General features: G+C 72.9%; 21 protein-coding genes and 1 tRNA gene. 7 read left to right on the top strand and 15 right to left on the bottom strand.

What is annotated here, in order from left to right:
• Nucleotides 1-101 precede the first annotated feature (101 nt).
• Together urtA and groL are read right to left on the bottom strand one after the other, a co-directional pair.
• Nucleotides 102-1,358, bottom strand: coding sequence for an urea ABC transporter substrate-binding protein (gene urtA / locus ACFWGN_RS20465; RefSeq protein WP_377619494.1), 1,257 nt, complete (start codon nt 1,356-1,358; stop codon nt 102-104).
• Nucleotides 1,359-1,671: 313 nt separating this feature from the next.
• Nucleotides 1,672-3,306 (bottom strand): chaperonin GroEL, encoded by a 1,635-nt coding sequence (gene groL, locus ACFWGN_RS20460; protein WP_377619491.1) that lies wholly within the window; start codon nt 3,304-3,306, stop codon nt 1,672-1,674.
• Nucleotides 3,307-3,542: 236 nt separating this feature from the next.
• On the opposite strand from groL, the gene ACFWGN_RS20455 reads away from it, so the two are divergent.
• The gene (locus ACFWGN_RS20455; RefSeq protein WP_377619489.1) at nt 3,543-5,012 is read left to right on the top strand and encodes a glycoside hydrolase family 15; all 1,470 of its coding nucleotides are present in this window, start codon (nt 3,543-3,545) and stop codon (nt 5,010-5,012) included.
• Between the two features lie 118 nt (nt 5,013-5,130).
• Here the strand turns inward: ACFWGN_RS20455 and ACFWGN_RS20450 are convergent, their stop codons facing one another.
• The 4 genes from ACFWGN_RS20450 to ACFWGN_RS20435 all read right to left on the bottom strand — a co-directional run bounded on the left by ACFWGN_RS20450 (nt 5,131) and on the right by ACFWGN_RS20435 (nt 8,053).
• On the bottom strand, nt 5,131-6,621 hold the full coding sequence (locus tag ACFWGN_RS20450; RefSeq protein ID WP_377619487.1) for a phytoene desaturase family protein: 1,491 nt from the start codon (nt 6,619-6,621) through the stop codon (nt 5,131-5,133).
• Between the two features lie 5 nt (nt 6,622-6,626).
• Complete coding sequence (locus ACFWGN_RS20445) at nt 6,627-6,830, bottom strand: cold-shock protein (RefSeq protein WP_056645298.1); 204 nt, start codon at nt 6,828-6,830, stop codon at nt 6,627-6,629.
• 220 nt (nt 6,831-7,050) lie between these two features.
• Complete coding sequence (locus ACFWGN_RS20440) at nt 7,051-7,695, bottom strand: LytR C-terminal domain-containing protein (protein WP_191802024.1); 645 nt, start codon at nt 7,693-7,695, stop codon at nt 7,051-7,053.
• A gap of 31 nt (nt 7,696-7,726) precedes the next feature.
• The gene (locus ACFWGN_RS20435; RefSeq protein ID WP_225220085.1) at nt 7,727-8,053 is read right to left on the bottom strand and encodes a DUF3263 domain-containing protein; all 327 of its coding nucleotides are present in this window, start codon (nt 8,051-8,053) and stop codon (nt 7,727-7,729) included.
• A 116-nt stretch (nt 8,054-8,169) separates the two neighbouring features.
• On the opposite strand from ACFWGN_RS20435, the gene ACFWGN_RS20430 reads away from it, so the two are divergent.
• Together ACFWGN_RS20430 and ACFWGN_RS20425 are read left to right on the top strand one after the other, a co-directional pair.
• Nucleotides 8,170-8,910, top strand: coding sequence for a uracil-DNA glycosylase (locus ACFWGN_RS20430; RefSeq protein ID WP_377619484.1), 741 nt, complete (start codon nt 8,170-8,172; stop codon nt 8,908-8,910).
• Nucleotides 8,911-8,994: 84 nt separating this feature from the next.
• On the top strand, nt 8,995-9,816 hold the full coding sequence (locus ACFWGN_RS20425; RefSeq protein WP_318244412.1) for an SGNH/GDSL hydrolase family protein: 822 nt from the start codon (nt 8,995-8,997) through the stop codon (nt 9,814-9,816).
• A gap of 136 nt (nt 9,817-9,952) precedes the next feature.
• Here ACFWGN_RS20425 and ACFWGN_RS20420 read toward each other — a convergent pair.
• The 4 genes from ACFWGN_RS20420 to ACFWGN_RS20405 form a co-directional block, all read right to left on the bottom strand.
• Nucleotides 9,953-10,025 (bottom strand) — tRNA-Thr (locus tag ACFWGN_RS20420).
• A 218-nt stretch (nt 10,026-10,243) separates the two neighbouring features.
• Nucleotides 10,244-11,089 (bottom strand): DsbA family protein, encoded by an 846-nt coding sequence (locus ACFWGN_RS20415; protein ID WP_191802026.1) that lies wholly within the window; start codon nt 11,087-11,089, stop codon nt 10,244-10,246.
• Between the two features lie 135 nt (nt 11,090-11,224).
• A complete protein-coding gene (locus ACFWGN_RS20410; RefSeq protein WP_377619482.1) occupies nt 11,225-11,857 on the bottom strand; it encodes a hypothetical protein in 633 nt (210 codons plus the stop codon).
• Nucleotides 11,858-11,906: 49 nt separating this feature from the next.
• Nucleotides 11,907-13,934 (bottom strand): protein kinase, encoded by a 2,028-nt coding sequence (locus ACFWGN_RS20405; RefSeq protein WP_377619480.1) that lies wholly within the window; start codon nt 13,932-13,934, stop codon nt 11,907-11,909.
• A gap of 120 nt (nt 13,935-14,054) precedes the next feature.
• On the opposite strand from ACFWGN_RS20405, the gene otsA reads away from it, so the two are divergent.
• From otsA to ACFWGN_RS20385, 4 genes are all read left to right on the top strand, one after another.
• The gene (gene otsA, locus ACFWGN_RS20400) at nt 14,055-15,521 is read left to right on the top strand and encodes an alpha,alpha-trehalose-phosphate synthase (UDP-forming) (RefSeq protein WP_056645278.1); all 1,467 of its coding nucleotides are present in this window, start codon (nt 14,055-14,057) and stop codon (nt 15,519-15,521) included.
• Nucleotides 15,518-16,417, top strand: a complete 900-nt coding sequence (locus ACFWGN_RS20395; protein WP_377619478.1) for a trehalose-phosphatase — start codon at nt 15,518-15,520, stop codon at nt 16,415-16,417. Before otsA ends, ACFWGN_RS20395 begins: the two co-directional genes overlap by 4 nt.
• Nucleotides 16,418-16,641: 224 nt before the next feature.
• Nucleotides 16,642-17,763 (top strand): ABC transporter ATP-binding protein, encoded by a 1,122-nt coding sequence (locus ACFWGN_RS20390; protein ID WP_056645275.1) that lies wholly within the window; start codon nt 16,642-16,644, stop codon nt 17,761-17,763.
• Between the two features lie 192 nt (nt 17,764-17,955).
• A complete protein-coding gene (locus ACFWGN_RS20385; protein WP_377619476.1) occupies nt 17,956-19,197 on the top strand; it encodes a DUF4032 domain-containing protein in 1,242 nt (413 codons plus the stop codon).
• A gap of 55 nt (nt 19,198-19,252) precedes the next feature.
• Here the strand turns inward: ACFWGN_RS20385 and ACFWGN_RS20380 are convergent, their stop codons facing one another.
• The 5 genes from ACFWGN_RS20380 to ACFWGN_RS20360 form a co-directional block, all read right to left on the bottom strand.
• On the bottom strand, nt 19,253-19,963 hold the full coding sequence (locus ACFWGN_RS20380) for a YoaK family protein (RefSeq protein ID WP_191802030.1): 711 nt from the start codon (nt 19,961-19,963) through the stop codon (nt 19,253-19,255).
• A gap of 177 nt (nt 19,964-20,140) precedes the next feature.
• Nucleotides 20,141-21,163 (bottom strand): 23S rRNA (guanosine(2251)-2'-O)-methyltransferase RlmB, encoded by a 1,023-nt coding sequence (gene rlmB, locus ACFWGN_RS20375; protein ID WP_056645268.1) that lies wholly within the window; start codon nt 21,161-21,163, stop codon nt 20,141-20,143.
• A 97-nt stretch (nt 21,164-21,260) separates the two neighbouring features.
• A complete protein-coding gene (cysS, locus tag ACFWGN_RS20370) occupies nt 21,261-22,700 on the bottom strand; it encodes a cysteine--tRNA ligase (RefSeq protein WP_191802034.1) in 1,440 nt (479 codons plus the stop codon).
• A gap of 183 nt (nt 22,701-22,883) precedes the next feature.
• Nucleotides 22,884-23,279: a PPOX class F420-dependent oxidoreductase gene (locus ACFWGN_RS20365; protein WP_068708564.1), complete on the bottom strand. Its 396-nt coding sequence runs from the start codon at nt 23,277-23,279 to the stop codon at nt 22,884-22,886.
• A gap of 84 nt (nt 23,280-23,363) precedes the next feature.
• Nucleotides 23,364-24,701: an amino acid deaminase/aldolase gene (locus ACFWGN_RS20360; protein ID WP_377619473.1), complete on the bottom strand. Its 1,338-nt coding sequence runs from the start codon at nt 24,699-24,701 to the stop codon at nt 23,364-23,366.
• Nucleotides 24,702-24,706: the final 5 nt, after the last annotated feature.

Genomic DNA, 24,706 nt, shown 5'->3' with positions numbered 1-24,706 from the left:
CCTTCCGGTGGGGTGCGTGCGGGACGGGGGCACCGCGCCCCCGGCGGGCCCGACGGCGGAGCGTGCGTTCCGCCGTCGGGCCCACCGGGTGCGGGGTCAGGTCAGGACAGGCCTTCGGCCCAGTCGTAGCCCGTGAGGAACGGGTCGGGCTCGATGGGCTCGCCCGAGCTCCACTCGGTGTGGATCAGCCCGTCGGGGCCGATCTTGCCGATGAGCGCCGTCTTGGCGATGTGGTGGTTCTCGCCGTCGACCGTGACCGTCCCCTCGGGGGCGTCGAAGGTCACGCCGCCGGCGGCCTCCTGGATGTCGCCGACCGCGAAGGACTTCGCCTTCTCGACCATGCCCTTCCAGAGGTAGACCGAGGCGTACGCGGCCTCCATGGGGTCGGACGTGACCCGGTCGTCGCCGTACTCGGCCTTGAAGGCCTCGACGAACGTGGTGTTCTCGGGGCTGTCGATGGTCTGGTAGTAGTTCCAGGCCGTGAGCTGGCCCTCGACGTTCTCGATGCCGATGCCCCCGACCTCCTCCTCGGCGATCGAGACCGACACGACCGGCATGGCGTCCGGGCCCAGGCCCGCGTTCTTGTACTCCTTGAAGAACGCCACGTTGGAGTCGCCGTTGAGCGTGTTGAACACGGCGTCGGCGCCGGCGGCCTTGACCTTGTTGACGATCGTCGAGAAGTCGGTGTGGCCCAGCGGCGCGTACTCCTCGCCGAGGACCTCGATGCCGTTGGCCTCGGCGTAGGCGTTGATGATCTTGTTCGCGGTGCGCGGGAACACGTAGTCGGAGCCCACGAGGAAGACCGACGTCGCCCCCTGCTCCTTGAGGTAGTCGAGGGCCGGCACGATCTGCTGGTTGGTCGTGGCGCCCGTGTAGAAGATGTTCGGGGAGGACTCCAGGCCCTCGTACTGCACGGGGTAGAAGAGCAGCGCGTCGTTGTTCTCGAAGACCGGGAGCATGGCCTTGCGCGAGGCCGAGGTCCAGCCGCCGAAGACCGCCGCGGTGCAGTCGTCCGTGATGAGCTTCTCGGCCTTCTCGGCGAAGGTCGTGGGCTCGGACGCGCCGTCCTCGGCCACGACCTCGAGCTGCTTGCCGAGCACGCCGCCGTCGGCGTTGATCTCCGCGACCGCGAGCCGGAGCGAGTCGTGGACCGTCTGCTCGGAGATCGCCATGGTCCCGGAGAGCGAGTTGAGGAGTCCGATCTTGACGCTGTCGCCCGAGACGTCGACGCAGCTGGCCGCCGCGGACGAGGCGCTCCCCCCGCTCGCGTCGGTCCGGGCGCCGCACCCGGAGAGGACGAGCGCGAGGACGAGGGTTGCAGCGGGCAGAGCGCGTGCGGTTGCTCGTGAGGTGGCCACCGAGGTTCCTTTCACCGAAGGTCGACAGGACCGGAGCGCTCGGTGCCGAGCGGTCCGTCGTGCGGTCGGTGGGCGCCCTCGGGCGACCGCTTCCCGGCCGTCCACGAGGGGCGTATACAACGCTGTGCCCACTGGTGTAGACGCTAGGGAGACGGTGTTTCGCCGGCGCTGCCCGCGGTGTTAACGCTCCGTTTCCCGGGTCACGATCGGGTCACGGGAACGACGAAGGGCCGCCCGGCCAGGTCTCCCTGGCCGGACGGCCCTTCGTGTCGGCTGCGCGGGCTCTACGAGCCCCGCGGCGCGGACGGACCGATCAGAAGTCCATGCCGCCCATGCCGCCGTCGCCACCCGGCATCGGCTGGTTCTTCTCCGGCTTGTCCGCGACGACCGCCTCGGTCGTGAGGAAGAGCGCTGCGATGGACGCAGCGTTCTGCAGCGCGGAGCGCGTGACCTTGACCGGGTCGTTGACGCCTGCGGCGAGCAGGTCCTCGTAGACGCCGGTCGCGGCGTTCAGGCCGTGGCCCGAGGGGAGGTTGCGGACCTTCTCGGCCACGACGCCACCCTCGAGACCAGCGTTGACCGCGATCTGCTTGAGCGGGGCGTCGATCGCGGCGCGCACGATCTGCGCACCGGTCGCCTCGTCGCCGACCAGGTCGGTGATCGCAGCGGTGTCGAACGCGACGGCACCGGCCTGGATGAGGGCCACGCCACCACCGGCGACGATGCCCTCCTCGACGGCAGCCTTCGCGTTGCGGACGGCGTCCTCGATGCGGTGCTTGCGCTCCTTGAGCTCCACCTCGGTCGCGGCGCCGGCCTTGATGACAGCGACACCACCGGCGAGCTTGGCGAGGCGCTCCTGGAGCTTCTCGCGGTCGTAGTCGGAGTCCGACTTCTCGATCTCGGAACGGATCTGGTTCACGCGACCCGCGATGAGGTCGGCGTCGCCGGCACCCTCGACGATCGTGGTCTCGTCCTTGGTGACGACGACCTTGCGAGCCTGGCCGAGCAGGTCGAGGGTCGCGGTCTCCAGCTTGAGGCCGACCGTCTCGGAGATGACCTGGCCACCGGTGAGGATCGCGATGTCCTGCAGCATGGCCTTGCGGCGGTCGCCGAAGCCCGGAGCCTTGACGGCGACGGACTTGAACGTGCCACGGATCTTGTTCAGCACGAGGGTGGCCAGGGCCTCGCCCTCGACGTCCTCGGCGATGATGAGGAGGCTGCGGCCGGCCTTCATGACCTGGTCGAGCAGCGGCAGCAGGTCCTTGACGTTCGAGATCTTCGACTCGACGATCAGGACGTACGGGTCCTCGAGGACCGCTTCCTGACGCTCGGGGTCGGTCTCGAAGTAGCGGGCCAGGAAGCCCTTGTCGAAGCGCATGCCCTCGGTGAGCTCGAGCTCGAGGCCGAACGTGTTCGACTCCTCGACGGTGATGACGCCTTCCTTGCCCACCTTGTCGAGGGCCTCGGCGATGAGCTCGCCGATCGCGGGGTCACCGGCCGAGATCGCGGCCGTGGCAGCGATCTCTTCCTTGGTCTCGATGTCCTTGGCGGCGACGAGCAGCTGGGCCGTCACGGCCTCGACAGCCTTCTCGATACCGCGCTTGAGGGCGATCGGGTTGGACCCGGCCGCGACGTTGCGCAGGCCCTCGCGCACGAGCGCCTGGGCGAGCACGGTCGCGGTGGTGGTGCCGTCACCCGCGACGTCGTCGGTCTTCTTGGCGACCTCCTTGACGAGCTCCGCACCGATCTTCTCGTACGGGTCGTCGAGCTCGATCTCCTTGGCGATGCTCACACCATCGTTGGTGATGGTGGGCGCGCCCCACTTCTTGTCGAGGACGACGTTGCGACCCTTGGGGCCGAGCGTGACCTTCACGGTGTCGGCGAGGACGTTGAGCCCGCGCTCCATCCCGCGACGTGCCTCCTCGTTGAAGGCGATGATCTTTGCCATGGGGATTGATCCTCCGCTGGTGGCGTGTGACGGTCGGTCGGCGCCCGCGACGGACGGCTCGCGCACGACGACGTTCCTGTCACGCCGACTCGCGGGCCTCACCTGACGACCAGAGAAAACTGTCACTCTCATGACGAGAGTGCTAACGCCATTATTGGCACTCTGCCGGTGCGAGTGCAAGACCGGACGGCCCCTATCGCCCCCAGCGGAACGACGCACGTCCGGCTCGCCCTAGGATGCCCAGTGTGAGTTTCGCGACAAAGAGGTGGCGACTGGCGGTGCTCGGAGCGGCGATCGCCCCCGTCGTGGTGCTCGTGACGGCCGGGGCCACTCCGTCCCCGCAGCCGACCGACGTCCAGATCGACCTGTACCAGGACGGCGTCGCGACCGCAGGCCCGGGCGTCCTCCTGCGGCTCCCCGCGGGCATGGGCGCCACCTACCTCGACGGCAGCAGGGTCCTCGACCCGGCGGCCCTCGACCCCCCCTGGCTCACGGACGGGATCGACGCGGCCGACGGCGAGGTGGACCGGCTCAGCCAGGTCGCGGGCTCCCCCGTGACCGCCGGGTCCCTGCTCGACGTCGCAGGCGCCGAGCGCGCCGCTGCCGCGTCCCGGGCATGGCTCGCCGACGGCCGCGTCCCGGGCGCCGGCACCCGCTTCGAGGAGCTCGGCGAGGACGCCCTGCTCGACCTGCACGCCCTGACTCTCGAGAACGGCGCCTCGCTCGCCGCGGCGTCCCCTCGCTGGCGCTACGTGTGGCCGCGCGACTCGTCGTTCACCGCGGCCGCGTACGCGCGGACCGGCCACGTCGACGACGCGCTGCGCGTGCTCGACTTCCTGCGCTCGGTCCAGGAGCCCGACGGCTCGTTCCACGCCCGCTACCTCCCCGACGCCTCGGGGGTCCCCGACGACCGCGGGCTCCAGTCGGACGGCAACGGGTGGGCCCTGTGGGCGGCCTGGACCGTGCTCGACGAGATCGACGCCCCGGGCGAGCGGGACGACGCCCGTGAGCGCCTCGCCCCGCTCGTCGACGCCTCGACCGAGCACGTGCTCGCGCTGCTCGACGACGACACGGACCTGCCGCCGCCGTCGAGCGACTACTGGGAGGTGCACCCGACGGACCTGACCCTCGGGACCGCCGCCCCCCTGCTCGCCGGGCTCGAGGGTGCCATGGCCTTCTACCGCGACGGCGAGCAGTGGGACCGTGCGGCCGACGCGGCGAGCGCCGCGATGCGCCTGCGGTCCGCGATCGAGGACCGGTTCGGCTCGCAGGGCTACCCGCGCGCCGTGTCGGGCGGGGCGCAGGACGCCGCGACGACGTTCGCGCTCCCCCCGTTCCAGCCCACGGCGCTCAGCGGGGCCGAGGACGCCTGGCGGTCCTCGGTCATGTCGATGCTCCGGCCCGCCGGGGGCGTGGCTCCGGGGGCCGGGTGGCGCACCGACGGCGTCTCCTGGACGCCCCAGACCGCGCTGTTCGCCCTCGCCGGCGCCTCGATCGGCGAGGAGGAGGCCGCCGAGAGCTGGCTCGACTGGCTCGGCACGCACCGGACGGAGTCCGGCGCGATCCCCGAGAAGGTCCTCGCGGACGGCTCGCCCGCGGCGGTCGCGCCGCTCACGTGGAGCTCGTCGCTCGTGGTGCTGACCCTGGTCGAGCTCGAGGAACGGCGCATCGAGGCAGCGGCCGAGGCGGAGGCCCCAGCCCCCTGAGCCTGGGCCTGGGTCTGGGCCTGAACCACCCGAGACCCGGCTCCCTGCGGGTCCGGACGCAGGAGCTCCCTCGTGGGGCCCTCGTGCCTTCCTCGCGCGGTCCGAGGTCGGGCAGCCGTCAGGGAGCCAGCGCGGGCAGGTGCGGGACGTCGAACTCCCGCCGCAGCACGCGCTGGGCCGCGTACCACCCGCCGAGCCCGTGGACACCGGGTCCCGGTGGGGTCGACGCCGAGCAGAGGTAGACCCCGTCGAGGCCGGTCGCGTACGGGTCGAGACGCGCGCTCGGGCGTGCCAGGACGCGCCACATGCTGACGGCCCCCGCCGCGATGTCCCCGCCCACGTAGTTGGCGTTGTGCTCGCTCATGCGCGCGGCGGGCACGCACCGCGAGGTCACGACGACGTCGCGGAAGCCCGGTGCGAAGCGCTCGATCTGGGCGGTGATCGCCTCGGTGACGTCGAGCGTGGAGCCGGCCGGGACGTGCGCGTACGACCACAGGGGTCGCAGGTCACCGACCCGACGCGTCTCGTCGACGAGGCTCGGGTCGCTCACGAGGACCATGGGCCGCTCGGCGTGCTGCCCCTGCGCGACCGCGGCCTCCGCGGCGGCCATCTCGGCCCGTGTGCCACCCACGTGGACCGTCCCGGCACGCCCGACCTCGGCGTTCTGCCACGGCACGGGGCCTCGCAGCACGAAGTCGACCTTGGCGGCCGCGTTGCCGTAGGGGAACGCCGTGAGCGCTCTGGCCGCGCGTCCCGTGAGACGGGAACCGAACACCTCGACCACGGTGCGGGGAGTCGTGTCGAAGATGACGGCCCGGGCGGGCGGGAGGTCCGACTCCGAGCGCACCGGGTGGTCCGTCACGACCTCACCCCCGTGCGCCTCGAGGTCCGCGACCAGCGCGGTCACGATCGCCCCCGAGCCGCCGCGCGGGACGGGCCAGCCGCCCTCGGTGTGCGCGAGCGACGCGAGCAGCATCGCCACCCCGGCCGAGGCCAGCGAGGGCATGGGCGCGATCCCGTGCGCTGCGACGCCCGTGAAGAGTGCGGGGGCGACGTCCCCGACGAAGCGTCGGTCCCAGGCCCGGGTGCCCTGCTCGAGGACGCCGAGCCCGAACCGGGCCGCGGTCGGTACCCCGCGCGGGAGGAGCCCCGCCGGGATGCTCCGCTTGTCGCCCAGAGCGGTCGCGACCGCATGGCCCGTGTTGCGGGACAGCGAGCCGACGAGCGAACGCCACGCGGCGCCGTCGACCCCCAGCCCGTCGACCGTCCGGTCGAGGTCGCGGTAGGCGATCCCCGCACGGCCCCCCGGGAGCGGCTGGGCGTACGAGACCTCCGGGACGAGCAGCTCGACGCCGCGCGAGGGCAGGTCGAACGCCTGGAAGAACGGCGACGCCCACGCCATGGGGTGCACCGCGGAGCAGATGTCGTGGACCAAGCCCTCGGCCAGCCCCAGGTCCAGGGTCCGCGACCCGCCCCCGATCGTGGGTTGTGCCTCGAGGACCCGCACGGACAGCCCGGCCCTGGCGCACGTCACCGCCGCGGCGAGGCCGTTGGGCCCGGATCCGACGACGACGACGTCCACCTCGGTCAGGTGACGCGCCGGGGTCACGGCGTTCAGAGCGGGCGCACCTGTTCTGCCTGGGGGCCCTTCTGGCCCTGTCCTGGCTCGTACTCGACGGCCTGCCCCTCGTCGAGGGTGCGGTATCCGTCGTTCTGGATCGCGCTGAAGTGGACGAAGAGGTCCTGGCCGCCCGAGTCGGGGGTGATGAAGCCGAAGCCCTTCTCGGCGTTGAACCACTTGACGGTGCCCTGGGCCATGGACGTCTCCTCGTGTGCCGGCGCGGACCTGCCGCGGTCGCCCGAGGACGACCACCGCCCTCGGTGCCTCCGAGCCTAGCCCGCGGGGTGCGTGCCGTCACCGGTACGCGCGACGCCGTGCACGCCGAGGACGTTCAGGAAGGGGGCGGCGACGGACGGGACCCTGAGCGCTGCGGTCCGTCAGCCGACGAGAAGCCGCCGCAGACCCGCACGCGGCAGGTCAGGGGGCGACGGTCAGCGCGGACTTCACGATCACCAGGACGTCGCCCTCGCGGACGTCCACCTGCTTGACCTGCTCGGCCGGGACACCCAGGACAGCGGCGACGGCCATCGCCGTCTCCTTGCGGTCCGCGGCGTACCAGATCGAGTTGACCGTGACGCCCGAGTCACCGGGGTAGGCCGCGAACTCGACCTTGGTGAACCCCTTGGCGTCCAGGGCTGCCTTGCCGACACGAGACTCCCCTTCGGGGCCCTTGTCGTTGAGGACGCGGACGAACGCTCCCTTGTCGGCTGCTGCCAGCAGGGCGGTGATGTCGGTCGCGGGGTCCGCGGGCGACTCCTCCTCGACCGGCGTCTCCTCGGTCGAGGGCTCCTCCTCGACCGGGGTCTCCTCGGTCGCGGGCTCCTCGGCGGGAGCCGACGCTGCCGGGGGCTTGGCCTCGGCCTCGGGCGTCGTTCCGCCGAAACCTCCGGAGACCGCGTAGACGCCGCCGATCCCGACGACAGCGAAGATCCCGGCGACGAGCAGGAACGGCCAGGTCTTGCTCCACCTGCTGCGCGGAGCGCGGTACACCCCGACGGGCGCGCCCTCGGGCGCGGGGACGTCGAACTCGTCGGGCGCGTAGGGGTAATCGCTCTTGCTCACGCCGACAGGGTAGCCCGTCTCGCCCGGCAGATTAAACGTCGCCGAGCCGGCGAGCTGAGCGGGCGCGCTGACGCGTGGACCGCATCCGGCGCAGACGCTTGACGAGCATGGGGTCGTGGGCCAGTGCCTCAGGGGAGTCGATGAGGGCGTTGAGCGCCTGGTAGTAGCGGGTCGCCGTCATGTCGAAGAGCTCGCGGACAGCCTGCTCCTTGGCGCCCGCGTACTTCCACCACTGACGCTCGAAAGCGAGGATCTGCTGGTCGCGTTCCGAGAGTCCAGAACCCTGCTGCTCGTCCGGCCCCGTGCTGTCCAGGGACGGTGCGACGAGGTGCTCGGTCTCGGCGAACGCTTCGCTCATGGGCAGTTCCTCACTCGTCGGGACGTCCGGCACCGACGAACGGTGGGGACCTGGGCGTCTCCAGCCTACGCGCGAACGACAAGGGTGTCATTCAGCGGCTCGCGTACTCTCGCCGCGTGAACAGCTCCGCGACGCCCGCCTCCGCCGACTCCCTCGACCGTTCCTCGGCCACCGTCCCGCAACGACCGCTCGACGAGATCATGGCCCCCGACTGGGCGGCCGCCCTCGCTCCCGTCGAGCCGCAGCTGCGCGCCGTGGGCGACTTCCTCCGCGCGGAGACCGCGGCCGGACGCCCGTACCAGCCTGCGCCGTCGGACATCCTGCGGGCCTTCCAGCGCCCGCTCGCCGACGTACGCGTCCTGATCGTGGGCCAGGACCCCTACCCCACACCCGGCCACGCCATGGGCCTGTCGTTCTCCGTCCAGCCGCACGTGCGCCCCGTGCCACGCTCGCTCCAGAACATCTACGCCGAGATGGCGACCGACCTCGGGACACCGACGCCCGTGCACGGCGACCTGTCCGCGTGGAGCGACCAGGGCGTCATGCTGCTCAACAGGGTCCTGACGGTCGGCGACGGCGACGCCGGGTCGCACCGCCGCAAGGGCTGGGAGGCCATCACCGAGGCCGCGATCCGCGCGCTCGTGGCCCGCGACCGCCCGCTCGTCGCGATCCTCTGGGGACGCGACGCCGCGACGCTCAAGCCGCTCCTGGGCAGCACGCCCGTGGTCGAGAGCGCGCACCCCAGCCCGCTGTCCGCCCAGCGGGGGTTCTTCGGGTCCCGGCCGTTCTCGCGCGTCGACGAGCTGCTCGTCGCCCAGGGTGCGGCCCCCGTCGACTGGACGCTGCCAGCGGCCTGAGGCACGGCGTCGGGCCGGGCCGGGTCGTGCCGTCGGGCCGGAAGGTCACGCGACGCACGGCCCCCGTTGTCACACAATGGACCGGTGACCACCTCGCACCCGGACGATGAGAACACGCCCCGTTGGGCCAGCTACGTCGCGATCGGCGACTCGTTCACGGAAGGACTCTGGGACCCCTACCCGAACGACCCGGACCGCCAGCGCGGCTGGGCCGACCTCCTCGCAGGGCACCTGTCGACGCGACGCAGCGCCGCAGGCCGGGCCCCGCTCCAGTACGCCAACCTCGCGATCCGCGGCCGGCTCCTGCGCTCGATCCTGACCGAGCAGGTGCCGGCCGCGATCGCGCTCAAGCCGGACCTGGTGAGCCTCATCGGCGGCGGCAACGACATCCTGCGTCCCGCGGCCGACGTCGACCGCCTGGCCCGCAACCTCGAGCACGCGGTCGCCCGGCTGCGCGCCGAGGGCATCGACGTCCTCCTGGGCACGGGCTTCGACACGTCGGGGTCGCCCCTCGTGGGCCTCACGCGCGGCCGCGTGGGCGTCTACAACACCCACATCTGGTCGATCGCGCGCCGTCACGGCGCGCACGTCCTGGACCTGTGGGGCATGGCGTCGCTCCACGACTGGCGCATGTGGTCCGAGGACCGCATCCACCTGACCCCGGACGGGCACCGGCGCGTCGCGCAGGCCGCGCTCGTGGGCCTGGGCCAGGCGCCCGACGACGCCGCGTGGGACGACCCGCTGTCGCCCCTGCCGCCCGTCCCGCTCCTCGACCGCGCCCGGCAGAACGCCGAGTGGGTGCGGGTGCACGTGTACCCGTGGGCGACGCGGCGGCTCCGCGGGCAGTCCTCGGGCGACCTGCGAGAGCCCAAGGTGCCCGTGCTGACGCCCGTGCAGTCGCAGTAGCGAGCCGGGCACAAGGCCCGGGCGCCTGCAGGGTGCCGGCGTCCCTGAGGCACGAGCACCCCTGGTGCTGCGACGACGAAGGCCGGTGTCCCGCGAGCTCGAGCTGCGGGACACCGGCCTTCGTCGTTCCTGACGGAGCCGCCTGTCGGGTTCGAACCGACGACCTTTCGCTTACAAGGCGAGTGCTCTACCAGCTGAGCTAAGGCGGCACGCCACCCGAGGGCAGCGGCACCCTGAGGTGCGCGAACAGCCTACCGGGTGCCGGGCGTGCCGTGGACGTCCGGTGCATCCGATGGACGTCCCTCGACCGGGCATCGCCGGGGGCCGCCGCGGCACGAGCATGCGGTCGGCGTGCGCCGAGCATGCGGTCGGCGTCCGTTCCCAGCCCGGGAACGACGGCAACCGCATGCTCGGCACCGGAAGGGGGTCAGCCCTTGGCCGCCTCGACCGCAGCGGAGAGAGCGGTCGGGTCGCTCCAGTTCCCGTCCCAGCGCTCACCGTTGATCGTGATGGTCGGCGTGCCGAACCCACCGCTCTGCGGGTTGGCGAGGTCCGGGTTCTGGGTCGCCAGGTTCGTCGCGCCCTCGACCCAGTCGCCGAACTGGTCGACCGCGTCGCCCGCGGCGATCTTGTCGGCCACGTCGGCCGGGACGCCCACGCTCTTGGCGATCTCGGCGATCTGCTGGTCGGTCAGCGTCTCCTTGTTCTCCTCGGGCTGGTTGACGAACATCGCCGAGTTGAACGCGTTGAGCTGCTCGGGAGCGTGCTCGGCGATGTAGGCGGCGGCAGCGGCCGAGCGCGTCGAGAACTGCTGGGCGTTCGCCATGCGGTCGAGGATCGCCACGGGGTGCAGCACGACGTTCACGTCGCCGGCCTCGCGCAGCTGGTCGAGCGAGGCGCCGTTGATCTCCTCGAACTGCCCGCAGATGGGGCACATGTAGTCGAAGTACACGCCGACGTCGACCGCGCCGTCGGTGCTGGTGCCGGCCACACCGTCCGCCCCGATGGAGATGCCGGCCGTGTCGCTCGCCGTGCCGGGCGCGGTGACTCCGGTGAGCGGCTCGGTGACGCGAGCCTCCTTCTGGTTCATCGCGGGGATGAACACCCAGAGGAAGGCGCCGATGAGGACCGCGAGGCCGCCCACGAGGGCGCCGATCGTGATCGCTCGGTTGCGCTTGTCGCGCTTGGCCTGTGCCTCGCGCAGCGCGAGGGCCTCGGCTCGGGCCGCGTCGCGGCGGTCGGCCTTGGTCTGACGGGATTCGTTCGTCGACATGAGAGTCCTTGGAAGTCGTTCGGGGCGCGGTGTCCCGGAAGGGGCCGCGCAGGTCGCGTGAAGGCGGCCGTGCCGCGCGCGCCGGGGTGCGGGTGGCACCGGTCGCGCGGCGGTGACGAGTCGGGTGGCGAGTCGTCAGGCGGCCGCGAGAGCCACCGGTGGCCCCCGCAGCGACCGCACCGCGGCGAGCGCCAGATGGTGCAGGACCTTGGTGGCCGAGCGGACGACCTGGCGGCACGCGTCGGCGACAGGGGCGAGCGGGCGGGGCAGCAGCACGGCGAGGTTCCGGGGGCGCAGGACGCCCACGAGCCGGTCACGGACGCGCAGCGCGACGGCGGCGAGGCCGCAGCCCGCGACCAGGAGCGCGAGGTGCGCGAGCAGCACGGGCAGGGCCAGCACCCCGACGACCGTGACGACCCGCGTGGGGTCTCCCCCCAGGGCGGCGGTCCCGGCCGGGCACTCGGCGGTCTCTCGCAGGAGGGCCAGGTGGATACCGGCGACGCCCCAGCCTCCCGGGGCGGGCAGGCACTGGTGGACGACGCTGAAGCCGCGGTCCGCGAGGAGGGACAGGGTTCCGACGACGAGCAGGAACCCGGCGACGACGAGCGAGGTCACGGTCGAGAACCGGCGGACCGAGGCCTCCGCGGAGGTCCGGTGGACGGACCGGGCGCGCACGACCGTACGGACCGCAGCGCGTGGCGCGGTCTCGTTCGGGGGCGATCCGGGCGACGCACCGTGTGGTGCGCCCGGTGCGGACGTCCTGGTCACGGGATCAGGGTACTCGGACAGCCTGGGAGTTTCCGGTGAGGCTGCAGGATCAAATGCTCGGGGGTGGACCCGGGAACGGCGCCCACTCGACGGGAGCCCCGTTCCCGAGCGAGAAGAGCACGATGGCCGCGAACGCGAGCCCCACCACGACGAGGACGATCGCCCCCACCCGTCCCGGTGCGACGTGCACGAGGGTCGTGCGCGCCCCGAACCGCGTCAGCGCGGAGAGCGGGCCGAACCAGGCGAGGAGCACCGCCACCGCCATCGCGAGGCACAGCACCACGGTGAAGACCCAGTCCTCGTTCATGCCTCCTGCCGACCGCGCCTCGACCGTCTGCTGGGGCGCGAGGACGACCATCCCGGGCGCGAGCAGCCACCACGCCCCGACCGCGACGAGCAGCCCGCCGCACAGCGCGACGAGGAGCGACGGCAGTGCTCCGACGGCCGCCCGCAGCGCGTACCAGGGGACGGCGACCGCGACCCGGACGCCGTCGCTGCGCTGGACGCCCTTGCGCTCGCGGTGCGCGTGGAACGAGTCGGCGGCCACGCCCACGACACGGGCGGCGACCACGAGCAGGCACAGGAGCACGAACGCGACCCCGGGGCTGCGCCCGGCGAGGAGCATGAGCGGGAGCCCGAGCGCGAGCAGGGTCCCGGACCGCTGCCGGTGGGACGGGCGCGCGTAGGAGCTGCCGGGCGGTTCCGTGACGGGCTGGCCGAAGGCGTCGAACAGCGGGTCATGCCCGGGGGCCGCGGCGGGTGGGCCGGCAGGCGGGCCCGGCTGCGGCGGGTAGGGCGTCGGCACGGACGGGGCCGCACCGTGTCCGGGCGGAGGGACCGGGGCGCGTCCCGGAGCTGCGGCAGGAACGGGGCCCTGGAGCTGCACCGGGGAGACGCGTGGGGCCACCGAGGGAGGCGGCGCAGGCGCGGGCGCACCCGGCGGGACTGCGGGCATCGCGACGGTCCGGCCGTCGTTGGCGATGACCTGGGTCGCGGCGAGCGGCGGGATCGAGGGAGCGCCGGGGACCGGGACCGCCGAACGGGTCGCCGACACCACGCTGGTCGGCATGACGTCGACGGCCGACGCGGGGAGCGCCACGGTGGCCGCGGCGGCGAGGGTCGCCGCCACGGCGCCTCCGGCGCCGACCCCCTGCCCGCTGAAGGTGGGCGGGACGATCGCGGTCGCTCCCGTGGCGGGGGGCGCCGTCGGGCCGTCGCCCTCGTCCGCGGCACGCCGCAGGACCTCCGCGACCTCCGACGGCCCCAGGCGCTGCGCCGGATCTGCCCGGAGCGCCGCCGCGAGCGCGGCCGCAGTGCGGGGCCCCAGTCCCGCGAGGTCCGCCTCGCCCGTCCGTGCGCGCGCCAGGACCGCCTCGACCGGACGCATGCCGAACGGCGGGCGGCCCGTTGCGGCGAAGGCGAGCACGGCCGACCATCCCCACCAGTCGCTGTTCGCGCTCGGCGCCGCCCCTTCGAGCAGCTCGGGGGCGAGGTACCCGGGCGTGCCCATGACCAGGCCGGTCGAGGTCGCGCGGGCCTCGTCGAGCCCGTGCGCGATCCCGAAGTCGATGAGGACCGGGCCGTTCTGGGTCACCAGGACGTTGCTCGGCTTGAGGTCGCGGTGCACCACGCCCGCGCTGTGGACCGCCTCGAGGGCCTCGGCGAGCTGGTCCGCGAGCTCGAACAGGTCGCGTGCGTCGAGCGGGCCGCCCGTCGCGATCTCCTCCTCGAGGTTGGGGCCGTCGACGAGCTCGGTCACGATGAAGGCGTCCGAGCCGTCGAGCTCGACGTCGAGGATCTGCGCGACGGCGGGGTGCCGCAGCCGCTGGAGCGCGACGGCCTCGCGGCGCAGGCGGTCGCGGCCCTGGGCGTCGACGTCGAGGTGCGCGTGCAGGAACTTCATCGCGACGAGGTTCCCGCCGCCGTCCTCGGCCTCGTAGACCGCCCCCATCGCGCCGGCGCCGAGCCGCGCGAGGATGCGGTAGCCACCGACCTCGCTGCCCGCCGGCAGCCCGCCACGGCGCGCGGTGCCGCTGCTCCGCGCCGGGTCGACAGATCTGCTGCTGGGCTCCTCCATGGTGTCAAGGTATCGACAATTCGCGTCCGCGCCCTGCTCTCCCGTGAGCAGGTGAGACGCGGCACAGATAACCTGGGTGGAGATTCACGGACGTCCAACCGAATATCAAGGAGATCTCCATTGACTGGCAAAGACGGCTACGACCTCGTCGTGGTGTCCAACCGGCTCCCGGTCGACTTCACGGTCGACCACGAGGGACGCGTCGACTGGAAGCGCTCTCCGGGAGGGCTCGTCACGGCTCTCGAGCCCGTCATGCAGAAGTCCGACGGCGCCTGGGTGGGCTGGTCCGGCGCGCCTGACCTCGAGGTCGAGCCCTTCGACGCGGACGACATGCGCCTGGTGCCCGTGACGCTGTCCGCCACCGAGATCGAGCGCTACTACGAGGGCTTCTCGAACGACACGCTGTGGCCGCTCTACCACGACGTGATCGCTCCCCCCGCGTTCCACCGGCAGTGGTGGGACGCCTACCGGCGCGTCAACCAGCGCTTCGCCGACGCCGCGGCCGCACAGGCCGACCACGGCGCGACCGTCTGGGTGCACGACTACCAGCTCCAGCTCGTGCCCCGGATGCTGCGCGAGCAGCGACCGGACCTGCGCATCGGCTTCTTCAACCACATCCCCTTCCCCCCGCTCGAGCTGTTCCAGCAGCTCCCGTGGCGCCGCCAGGTCATCGACGGGCTCCTGGGTGCGGACCTCATCGGCTTCCAGCGCGCGGGCGACGCGTCGAACTTCATCCGCGCCGTGCGCCGCCTGACCGGGTACACGACCCGCGGTCCCATCGTCACGACCCCCGCGACCGAGGACAGCCCCGCCCGCCACGTGCGCGCCGCGGCCTTCCCCATCTCGATCGACTCGCACACGTTCGACGAGCTCGCCCGGACCCCTGAGGTCCAGGCCCGCTCGCGCGAGATCCGGGCCGACCTCGGGGACCCCGAGGTCATGATGCTCGGGGTCGACCGGCTCGACTACACCAAGGGCATCCGGCACCGGATCAAGGCCTACGGCGAGATCCTCCAGGACGGGCGGATCGACGTCGAGCACGTCACGCTCGTCCAGGTCGCGAGCCCCAGCCGCGAGAACGTGGGCGCCTACCAGGAGCTGCGCGAGCAGGTCGAGGGCCTCGTGGGGCGCATCAACGGCGAGTACGCGGAGATCGGCCACGCCGCGATCCACTACCTCCACCACTCGTACCCGCCCGAGGAGATGGCCGCGCTCTACCTCGCGGCCGACGTCATGCTCGTCACCTCGCTGCGCGACGGCATGAACCTCGTCGCCAAGGAGTACATCGCGGCCCGCTCGGACGACCAGGGCGTGCTCGTGCTGTCCGAGTTCACGGGCGCGGCCGACGAGCTCGCGAGCGGTGCCCTGCTCGTCAACCCGCACGACATCGACGGCATGAAGGACATCATCGTCGCGGCGGCCCACATGGACCCGCGTGAGCAGCGCAAGCGGATGCGCCGCCTGCGTCGACGCGTCCTCGCGGACGACGTCTCGAAGTGGTCCGAGTCCTTCCTGGGCGTGCTGCAGGCCATGCCGTCGCGCGACACGCCCCGACGCCAGGAGCCGGTCGAGGGAGAGGGCGCGTGACGGCGTCGGGCCCCGGGACCTCGCTCGACGACGGGCTCGGACGCGACCTCGCCGCGCTCGCGGCGCTCGTCCCCCGCACGCCCGACGGCGGCGCGCCGGCGGGCGGGCCCCTGCTCGTGGCGAGCGACTTCGACGGGGTGCTCGCCCCCTTGGGCGACGACCCGCTCGCGTCGCGCCCCACCGCGGCCGCGGCCGCCGCGCTCGCGCGGCTCGCGGCGCTCGGCCCGGACCGCGTGCGAGTCGCGCTCGTGTCGGGTCGACGGATCGAGGACCTCGCGCGTCTGGCCTCGCCCCCGGTGGGGGCGCTGCTCGTCGGCAGCCACGGCGCCGAGACGGGCGAGGTGCTGGCCTCCTCACCGGACGCCGAGGCGCCGGGCGCGCACAGCCAGGTCCGTGCCGACGGGACGACCGCCCGGGTCCGCCTCGTGCCCGTCGCGCTCGACGACGCCCAGACGGCCCTCCTGACCCACGTCACGCAGGGCCTCGAGGAGATCGCGGACCCCGTCGAGGGAGCATGGGTCGAGCACAAGCCCTCGGCGGCCGTGCTGCACACCCGTCTGTCGCCCCAGCCCGCGGCCGACGAGGCCGCGGTCGCCGCCGCACGGCTCGGCGACGAGCTGGGCGCACACGCCATGACGGGCAAGAACGTGGTCGAGATCGCGGTCACGAGCACCTCGAAGGGCATCGCGCTCGATGCGTTGCGCACCGCGCTGGGCTCGCCCGCGGTGCTCTACCTGGGCGACGACGTGACCGACGAGAGGGCGTTCGCCGTGCTCGGCGCGTCCGACCTCGGGATCAAGGTCGGTCCGGGAGAGACGCTCGCACGCCGGCGCGTCGCCGACCCCGCCGAGGCGGCCCTCGCGCTCACGGTGCTCGCCGACCTGCTGGGCGCCTGAGGACCGTTACCCGCACGTGACCCGGGTGTGACGGAGAACTCAGCATGCGGGGGTAGGATGCCGAGCAACGATGACGTCGGACCACCAGGTCCCCCGGGAGACCGGAGTTCCTGGAGGTTCGGCTTCTTCTGTGTCACAGCAGACACGCACCACGTGAAAGCGCGGCACGTCACTACACAACGGATCGTCCGGCACGTACCTGCCGGTGGAGGGATGTACCCATCATGGCTACGGTCACTTTCGACCACGCAACGCGGCTCTACCCGGGGACCGAGCGCCCTGCGGTGGACCAGCTCAACCTGCACATCGAGGACGGCGAGTTCCTCGTCCTCGTCGGCCCCTCGGGTTGTGGCAAGTCGACCTCGCTCCGCATGCTCGCGGGCCTCGAGGACGTCAACGGCGGGCACATCTTCATCGGTGACCGCGACGTCACCGACGTGCAGCCCAAGGACCGCGACATCGCGATGGTGTTCCAGAACTACGCGCTGTACCCGCACATGTCCGTCGCGGACAACATGGGCTTCGCGCTGAAGATCGCCGGCACGCCCAAGGCGGACATCCGCCAGCGCGTCGAGGAGGCTGCGAAGATCCTCGACCTGTCCGAGTACCTGGACCGCAAGCCCAAGGCCCTCTCGGGTGGTCAGCGCCAGCGTGTGGCCATGGGCCGCGCGATCGTCCGCCAGCCGCAGGTCTTCCTCATGGACGAGCCGCTGTCGAACCTCGACGCCAAGCTCCGTGTCCAGACCCGTACGCAGATCGCGTCGCTCCAGCGCCGTCTCGGCGTCACGACCGTCTACGTCACGCACGACCAGACCGAGGCCCTCACCATGGGTGACCGCATCGCGGTCCTCAAGGACGGCCTCCTGCAGCAGGTCGGCACGCCGCGCGACATGTACGACACCCCGGCCAACGTCTTCGTCGCCGGCTTCATCGGTTCGCCGGCCATGAACCTCGCGACCTTCACCGTGAACAACGGTGCTGCCGAGGTCGGCGCGGCGCGCATCCCACTCGACCGCGAGGTCGTCGCCAAGATCACCGAGGCGGACAAGGGCAAGGTCACGGTCGGCTTCCGCCCCGAGTCCCTCGAGGTCACCACGCAGGCGAACGAGAACGCGTTCGCCGTCGAGGTCAACATCGTCGAGGAGCTCGGCTCCGACGCGTTCGTCTACGGCACCCTCAAGGGTGACCTGGCCAGCGCCGACGTCCACTCGGGTGCTGGTGACAACCAGATCATCGTCCGCGTCGACCCGCGCAACGTGCCCGCCAAGGGCGAGCGCATCCACGTGGCGATCCGCCCGGGCAACACGCACATCTTCTCGACCGCGACGGGCCTGCGTCTCAGCTGACCCACAGCGACACGGGGGCGGGCTCGGCTGTGTGCCGGGTCCGCCCCTTTCGCATATCCTTCCCCGTGGCTGCGGAACGTCCGCAGTCGTGACCGACGTCGGGTGCGGACCCGCGGCGACCTGCCGCACGGCGCGCACCGCAGTCCGTCGAGCCACCCCGCGCGACCGGCCACCGCGGAGAAAGGACCTGTCATGGTGCAGAACCTGCAGATCACCGCGTCAGCCCCCGACCCAGCCCTGCTCGACCTCCCCTGGGACATCCCGCTCGAGCAGTGGCCGGACGAGGTGCTCGCAGCCCTCCCCCGCGGTATCTCCCGCCACATCGTGCGCTTCGTGCGCATGTCCGGGCGCGTCATCGCGATCAAGGAGATCGGGGAGTCCGTCGCGTACCGCGAGTACGAGCTCCTGCGCCAGCTCAGCCGCATGGACGTGCCGAGCGTCGTGCCCGTGGGGGTCATCACGGGCCGCTCGGACGCGAACGGCGAGCGCCTCGAGGCCGTGCTCATCACCGAGCACCTGCAGTTCTCGCTGCCCTACCGCGCGCTCTTCAGCCAGGCCCTCCAGCCGGACACCGCGACCCGGCTCATCGACGCCCTCGCCGTGCTGCTCGTGCGCCTGCACCTCATCGGCTTCTACTGGGGCGACGTGTCGCTGTCCAACACGCTCTTCCGACGCGACGCCGAGACCTTCGCGGCCTACCTCGTCGACGCGGAGACGGGTGACCTGCACCGCGAGCTGAGCCCGGGCCAGCGCAACTACGACGTGGACCTCGCCCGGACCAACATCATCGGCGAGCTCATGGACCTCTCCGCGGGTGAGCTGCTCGACGAGGACATCGACGAGATCCTCGTGGGCGACGCGCTCGTCGCCCGGTACAACGAGCTCTGGGACGCCCTGACGAACGCCGAGTCGTTCGCGTCCGACGAGCGGTGGCGCGTCGCGGCCCGCATCGAACGCCTCAACAACCTGGGGTTCGACGTCGGCGAGCTCGACATCACGACCGACATCGACGGGACCACGGTCCAGATCCAGCCCAAGGTCGTCGACGCCGGGCACCACTCGCGCCGCCTCATCCGGCTCACGGGGCTCGACGTCCAGGAGAACCAGGCGCGCCGGCTCCTCAACGACCTCGACTCCTACCGGGCGGCGGCCGAGCGGCAGAACGACGACGAGGAGTTCGTCGCGCACGACTGGCTCAGCGGCGTGTTCGAGCCCACGATCCAAGCCGTGCCGCGCGACCTGCGGCGCAAGCTGCAGCCTGCGCAGCTCTTCCACGAGATCCTCGACCACCGCTGGTTCATCTCCGAGAAGGCCGGGCGTGACATCCCCATGCCCGAGGCCACGGCGTCGTACGTGGAGAACGTGCTCCGGCACCGGCCCGACGAGAAGGCGATCCTGGGCCTGGCGCCGGGCGAGGTCGACCAGCAGGAGTGAGGTCCCCTGGGCGGGACCCGGCGCGCCGGACTCCGGGGTTCCGGGGCCGCGACGGTCAGGACCCCGACGGCAAGGGGCGGGCTGCTCGTGCTGCCCCGACGTCCTGGCGCCGGTAGCGCTCGCCCACGAGGGCTGCACCGAGCGCGATGACCCCCGGCACCACGAGGGCCACCTCGAGCCCTGCGCGCAGCACGAGCGCCCCGGTCGCGGCCCCCGCGCCGAGCGCCAGGACGGCCGAGACGCGCCGGACCCACGCCTCGCGGCCGTGGCTGTCCTGGAAGTAGTCGGCGGCCAGCCCCGTCAGGGTCGAGGTGACCACGGTCGTCGTGAGGTCCTTGACGGACAGGTGCCGCGCCGTCGCGGCCTGCACCCCCATCGACACGCCGAGCACCGCCACGACCAGGAGCAGGCGCCACCCCCGGGGTTCGCCCACCACGTACACCACGACCGAGGCGGCGAGCACCCCCACGCCGACGCCCGCGAACAACCCGGTGGTCGTCCGGTGCCAGCCGGCCGGATGGTTGCGGAACGCGTAGCCGGCGACCGCAGCCCCCGCGACGTAGGCCAGGAGCGCGACGAGCGGGCCGGCGGTGGGGACGTCCTGCCCGCCGGCCAGCCCCATCCCGAGGATGAGCACGTTACCGGTCATGTTGGCCGTGAAGACCTGGTCGAGCGCCAGGTAGCAGATGCCGTCGATGATGCCCGTCGAGAACGTCAGGACGAGGAGCAGCACCCGGTAGTGCCGATGCACGGGGCGAGGGTCCATGTCGCGAGCATGCCCCGGGAGTCCACGCGGCGCACCCGCGGAGCCCGGACCCGCGCCGCGCTTCCGGGCCCAGGCCCGGCGTCCTGAGCCCCCAAGAGCCCCGGAAGCGCGCAGGGCGCCCCGCGCGCCGCCTGGTGGCGGCCTGCGGGGCGCCCTGGGGCGGCGTGGTGCGGAGGCTCAGTCCTCGGCGGCGCGCAGGCGCGCGACCTCGTAGAGCGAGATGCCGGCCGCGACGCCCGCGTTGAGCGACTCGACGTCCGAGAGGATCGGGATCGAGGCGACGACGTCGCACGTCTCGCGCACGAGGCGCGAGAGACCCTTGCCCTCGGAGCCGACGACGAGCACGAGCGGGTCCTTGCCGAACGCAAGCTCGCCCACGGCGACCGGGCCGCCGCCGTCGAGCCCGACGATGAAGCAGCCCGCGGCCTTGTACTCGGTGAGCGTGCGCACGAGGTTCGTCGCGCGGGCCACGGGCACGCGCGCCGCGGCACCGGCGGACACCTTCCAGGCCGACGCCGTGACGCCGGCAGCCCGGCGCTCGGGCACCAGGACGCCGTGCGCACCGAACGCGCCCGCGGAACGCAGGACGGCGCCGAGGTTGCGCGGGTCGGTGACGCCGTCGAGCGCGACGATGAGCGGCGGCTCGCCCGCCTCGTGCGCACGGTCGAGGAGGTCCTCGGGGTCGGCGTAGTCGTAGGGCGGGACCTGGATCGCGACGCCCTGGTGGACCGAGCCGTCGGTCATGCGGTCGAGCTCTGCCTTGGTGACCTCGAGGAGGTTGTACCCGCGCCCGGAGGCGATGTTCAGGATCTCCTTGGTGCGGTCGTCGGCCTCGAGGCGGGTCGCGATGTAGACCGCGGAGACCGGGATGTAGGCACGGAGCGCCTCGAGCACCGCGTTCCGGCCGTTGACGACCTCGTTGGCGCTGCTCGAGCGGGTCGTGCGCGAGGGCGTGCGGCCGCTGGGGCGCCCGCCACGGGCTGCGCTCTTGGCGTCGTGCGAGCGGGGACCCGTCGAGGTGGCCTCGCGGCGCTCGGCCGCGACCTTGGCCTTGTGCGCCTTGTGGTAGGTGCGGTCCTCGGCCTTGGGCGTCGGGCCACGGCCCTCGAGCGAGCGACGGTTCTTGCCGCCCGTGCCGGCGACGGCGCCCTTCTTGTTGCTGCTGCGGGTCGCGCCGCGTCGTTGTGAGTTTCCAGCCATGGGTCTGCCCCGTCGGTCGATGTGAGTGAGTGAAGTTGTCGGTGGCGGACCCCGCGCCCCGGTGGGCGCCGTCCGGCCGTCGGGCCAGGGCCCCTGGTCAGGTGCCCTGGCGTGCAGCGAGGGACCAGCGGGCCCCGTCGCTGGAGTCCTCCACGACGACCCCGGCGGCCGCGAGGCGGTCCCGGATCGCGTCGGAGGTGGCGAAGTCGCGTGCCGCCCGTGCCTGGGCGCGGGCGTCGAGCTCGGCGGTCACGACCGCGTCGAGCGCATGCCGGTAGCGGGTGTCCCCGGCGTCGGCCCACTGCTCGCCCGCGGGGTCCAGCCCCAGCACGTCGAGCATCGCGCGGAGCGAGACGAGGTGGTGACGGGCGACCGCGTCGGCGGCCGGCGAACGGTCCGCGAGCGCGGAGTTGCCCGCCCGCAGGTGCTCGTGGACCACGGCGAGCGCTGCCGGCACGTTGAGGTCGTCGTCCATGGCCGTCACGAACGCGGTCGGGAGCTCGGCCTCGCGCACGTCGGCGACGTCCACCTCGCCCACGCGCTCGCTCGCACGCTGGACGAACCCGCTGAGCCGCTCCCACGTGGCCTCGGCCTCGGTCACGGTGTCCTGGGTCCACTCGAGCATCGAGCGGTACTGGACCGCGGCGAGCGCGTAGCGCAGCACGGCCGGGCTGGTCGTGGAGAGCACCTCGCGGACGAGCAGCCCGTTGCCGAGCGACTTGCTCATCTTGGCGCCGCCCTGGGTGACCCAGGCCGAGTGCAGCCAGTACTGGGCGAACCCGTCGCCGGCCGCACGGGACTGCGCCTGCTCGTTCTCGTGGTGCGGGAACCGCAGGTCCAGGCCGCCGCCGTGGATGTCGAACGTGCTCCCCAGGTACCGGTGGGCCATGGCCGAGCACTCGAGGTGCCAGCCGGGCCGTCCGCGCCCGAACGGGGTGTCCCACGAGGCCGTGGCGGGCTCGCCGGGCTTGGGGGCCTTCCAGAGCGCGAAGTCGCGGGGGTCGCGCTTGAGGGAGTCCTCGGCCGGGTCCGCAGGGGCGGGGGCGAGGTCCTCGAGGCGCTGGTTGGTGAGCGAGCCGTAGTCCGCCCAGGAACGGACGTCGAACCACACGTCGCCGGGGCCGGTCGTGTAGGCGTGCCCCGAGTCGACGAGGCGCTGCATGAGCTCGACCATGTCCGGGACGTGCCCCGTGGCGCGGGGCTCGTACGTGGGCGGGGTCACGCCCAGCGCGTCGTAGGCCGCGGTGAAGGCGCGCTCGTTGATCGCGGCCCACGCCCACCAGGGCTCGCCCGCGTCGACGGACTTGGCGAGGATCTTGTCGTCGATGTCGGTGACGTTGCGGATGAGGGTCACGCGCGAGCCCGTGCGACGCAGCCAGCGCACCAGGACGTCGAACGCGACGGCCGAGCGCATGTGCCCGATGTGCGGCGCCGACTGGACCGTCGCCCCACACAGGTAGATGCCGACCTCACCCTGGTTCTGGGGGATGAAGTCGCGCACGTCCCGCGTCGCGGTGTCGAACAGTCGAAGGCTCACGCCCGCAAGGTTACCGGGGTGCACCCCTCCCGGCAGAACCCGCCCCGGCGGGGGCGGCGTACCGGTGCGCGTCTTCACCCGCGCGAGCCGGTCGCGCGGGTCTCCCCGGCGCCCTCCGAGGTCGTCGTCCCGAGGGCCGTCGCCGCGGCCGCCGTCGGACGGCGCAGCGGCACGGGGCCGTCGTCAGTCGCGCCAGTGGACCTTGGTCGGGGTCACGCGCACGACCACTCGGCGGTTGTCCGTGCCGTCGTCACCCGTGTAGCGCTCGGCTCCCGTGTACTTCTGCGCGAGCGCGTGGATGAGCGAGGCCGAGGGGTCCTCCTCGATCGCGGCCTCGCCGCGCACCTCGAGGTACTGGTACGGGGCGTCGCGCGGGTAGACGAGCACGCTCAGACGGGGGTCGCGGCGCAGGTTGTCGGTCTTGCGGCGGCCGTGGATCGTCGAGAACACGATGTCCTCGCCGTCGCGCGCGACCCACACGACCGAGGTCTGCGGGCTGCCGTCCGCCTCGAGCGTGGCGACGGTGGCGAACTCGGGGGCGTCGAGGAGCGCCTTGGCGGCGTCGGGAAGGCTCGTCATGCCGTGCTCAATCGCGCGGCGCCCGCGCGTATTCCCGCAGGTCGCCACCTTCTCAGCAGGTGGGACGCGGGCCCGACGGCGGCGCTACCCGAAGTTCTTGCCCTCGCCCCGGTAGGTGGGGACCTCCTCGACGACCTGGTCGCCGCGCACGAGCTGCACGCGGTCGAAGCGCTCCATGAGCTCGCCCGCCTTGGCGTGCCGGAACCAGACGCGGTCGCCCACCGCGAGCTCACGCGCGTCACGGTGCCCTCGGGCGACGTGCAGGGGGGTCTGGACCTCGCCGACGCCCTCGGACGACGTGAGCCGCCACCCGGGCTCGACGACGCGTGGCACGCGCGCGGCCCCGGCGGGCCCCGAGGCCACGTACCCGCCCGCGAACGCGGTCGCGTAGCCGGGCGCGGGGACGCGCACGACGTCGAGCCCGAAGTACGCCGAGGGGTGCGGCACGAACGAGCGGTACCCGTCGAACAGGCCGGGCACGAACAGGCCCGAGCCGGACGTCACCTCGGTCACGACGGGGTCTGCGGCGGACGTCTCGAGCGAGCCGGTCCCCCCGGAGTTCACGAGCTCGAGCTCGTGCCCGACGGCGTCGCGCACGGCTGCGATGACCTCGCCCCGGCGTGTGGACAGGTCGGCGACCGAGGCCTTCTTGACGAGCCGCACCGCGGGGCTCGTGTCGGGCAGCCCCGCGACCTGCGCCTCGTAGAACATCAGGCCGCGCACGCGCAGCCCGGGCAGGGTCGCGATCGCGCGCGCGAGCGCCGCGGCCTCCGCGGGGGTGTGGACGGGCGAGCGGCGGGTCCCGAGGTGGACGGTGAAGGGTCCGACCCCCAGCCGCAGCGAGGCGTCGATGTCGAGGCACAGCAGGACGGGCGGGGTGTCCGCCTCGCCCGCACCGGCCCCGCGCCCCACCGCGTCCGCCCCCCGGTGCCCCGAGAGCGCGGTCGCCACGAGCGCGACCTGTGCGACGTCGTCGACCATGAGGGTGATCTCCCGGCGTGCGGCCGGGTCCGCGGCGAGCTCCGCGAGCGCCCGGCGGTCGACCGTCGGGTAGGCGACCAGCACGTCGCGCGCGCCCTGCTCGACGAGCCACAGCGCCTCGGCCAGCGAGTACGCCATGATCCCCGCGAAGCCGAGCCGGCCCGCGCGCTCGACGAGCGAGCGCACGCGCACGGACTTGGACGCGAGGCGCACGGGCACTCCCCCGGCGCGTGCCAGCAACTCGCGCGCGTTGGCATCGAACACGTCGAGGTCGACGACCGCGACAGGGCCGGGGACGCGCTCGGTCGCGGCCGACAGCCGCTCGCCCAGGGTGCGCGTCTCCGCGGACGAAGCGGATGATCGGGGCCTACCGGTCGCAGCGTCCCCGAGGGACCGGGCGGACGGGTCCTGCGTGCTGCTCTGCACGGGCGTCGACGTCATGGTAG

The sequence above is a fragment of the Oerskovia sp. NPDC060338 genome (genome assembly GCF_042726295.1).
Taxonomy (GTDB): domain Bacteria; phylum Actinomycetota; class Actinomycetes; order Actinomycetales; family Cellulomonadaceae; genus Oerskovia; species Oerskovia merdavium.
This window is presented reverse-complemented; position numbering and strand designations above follow the sequence as displayed.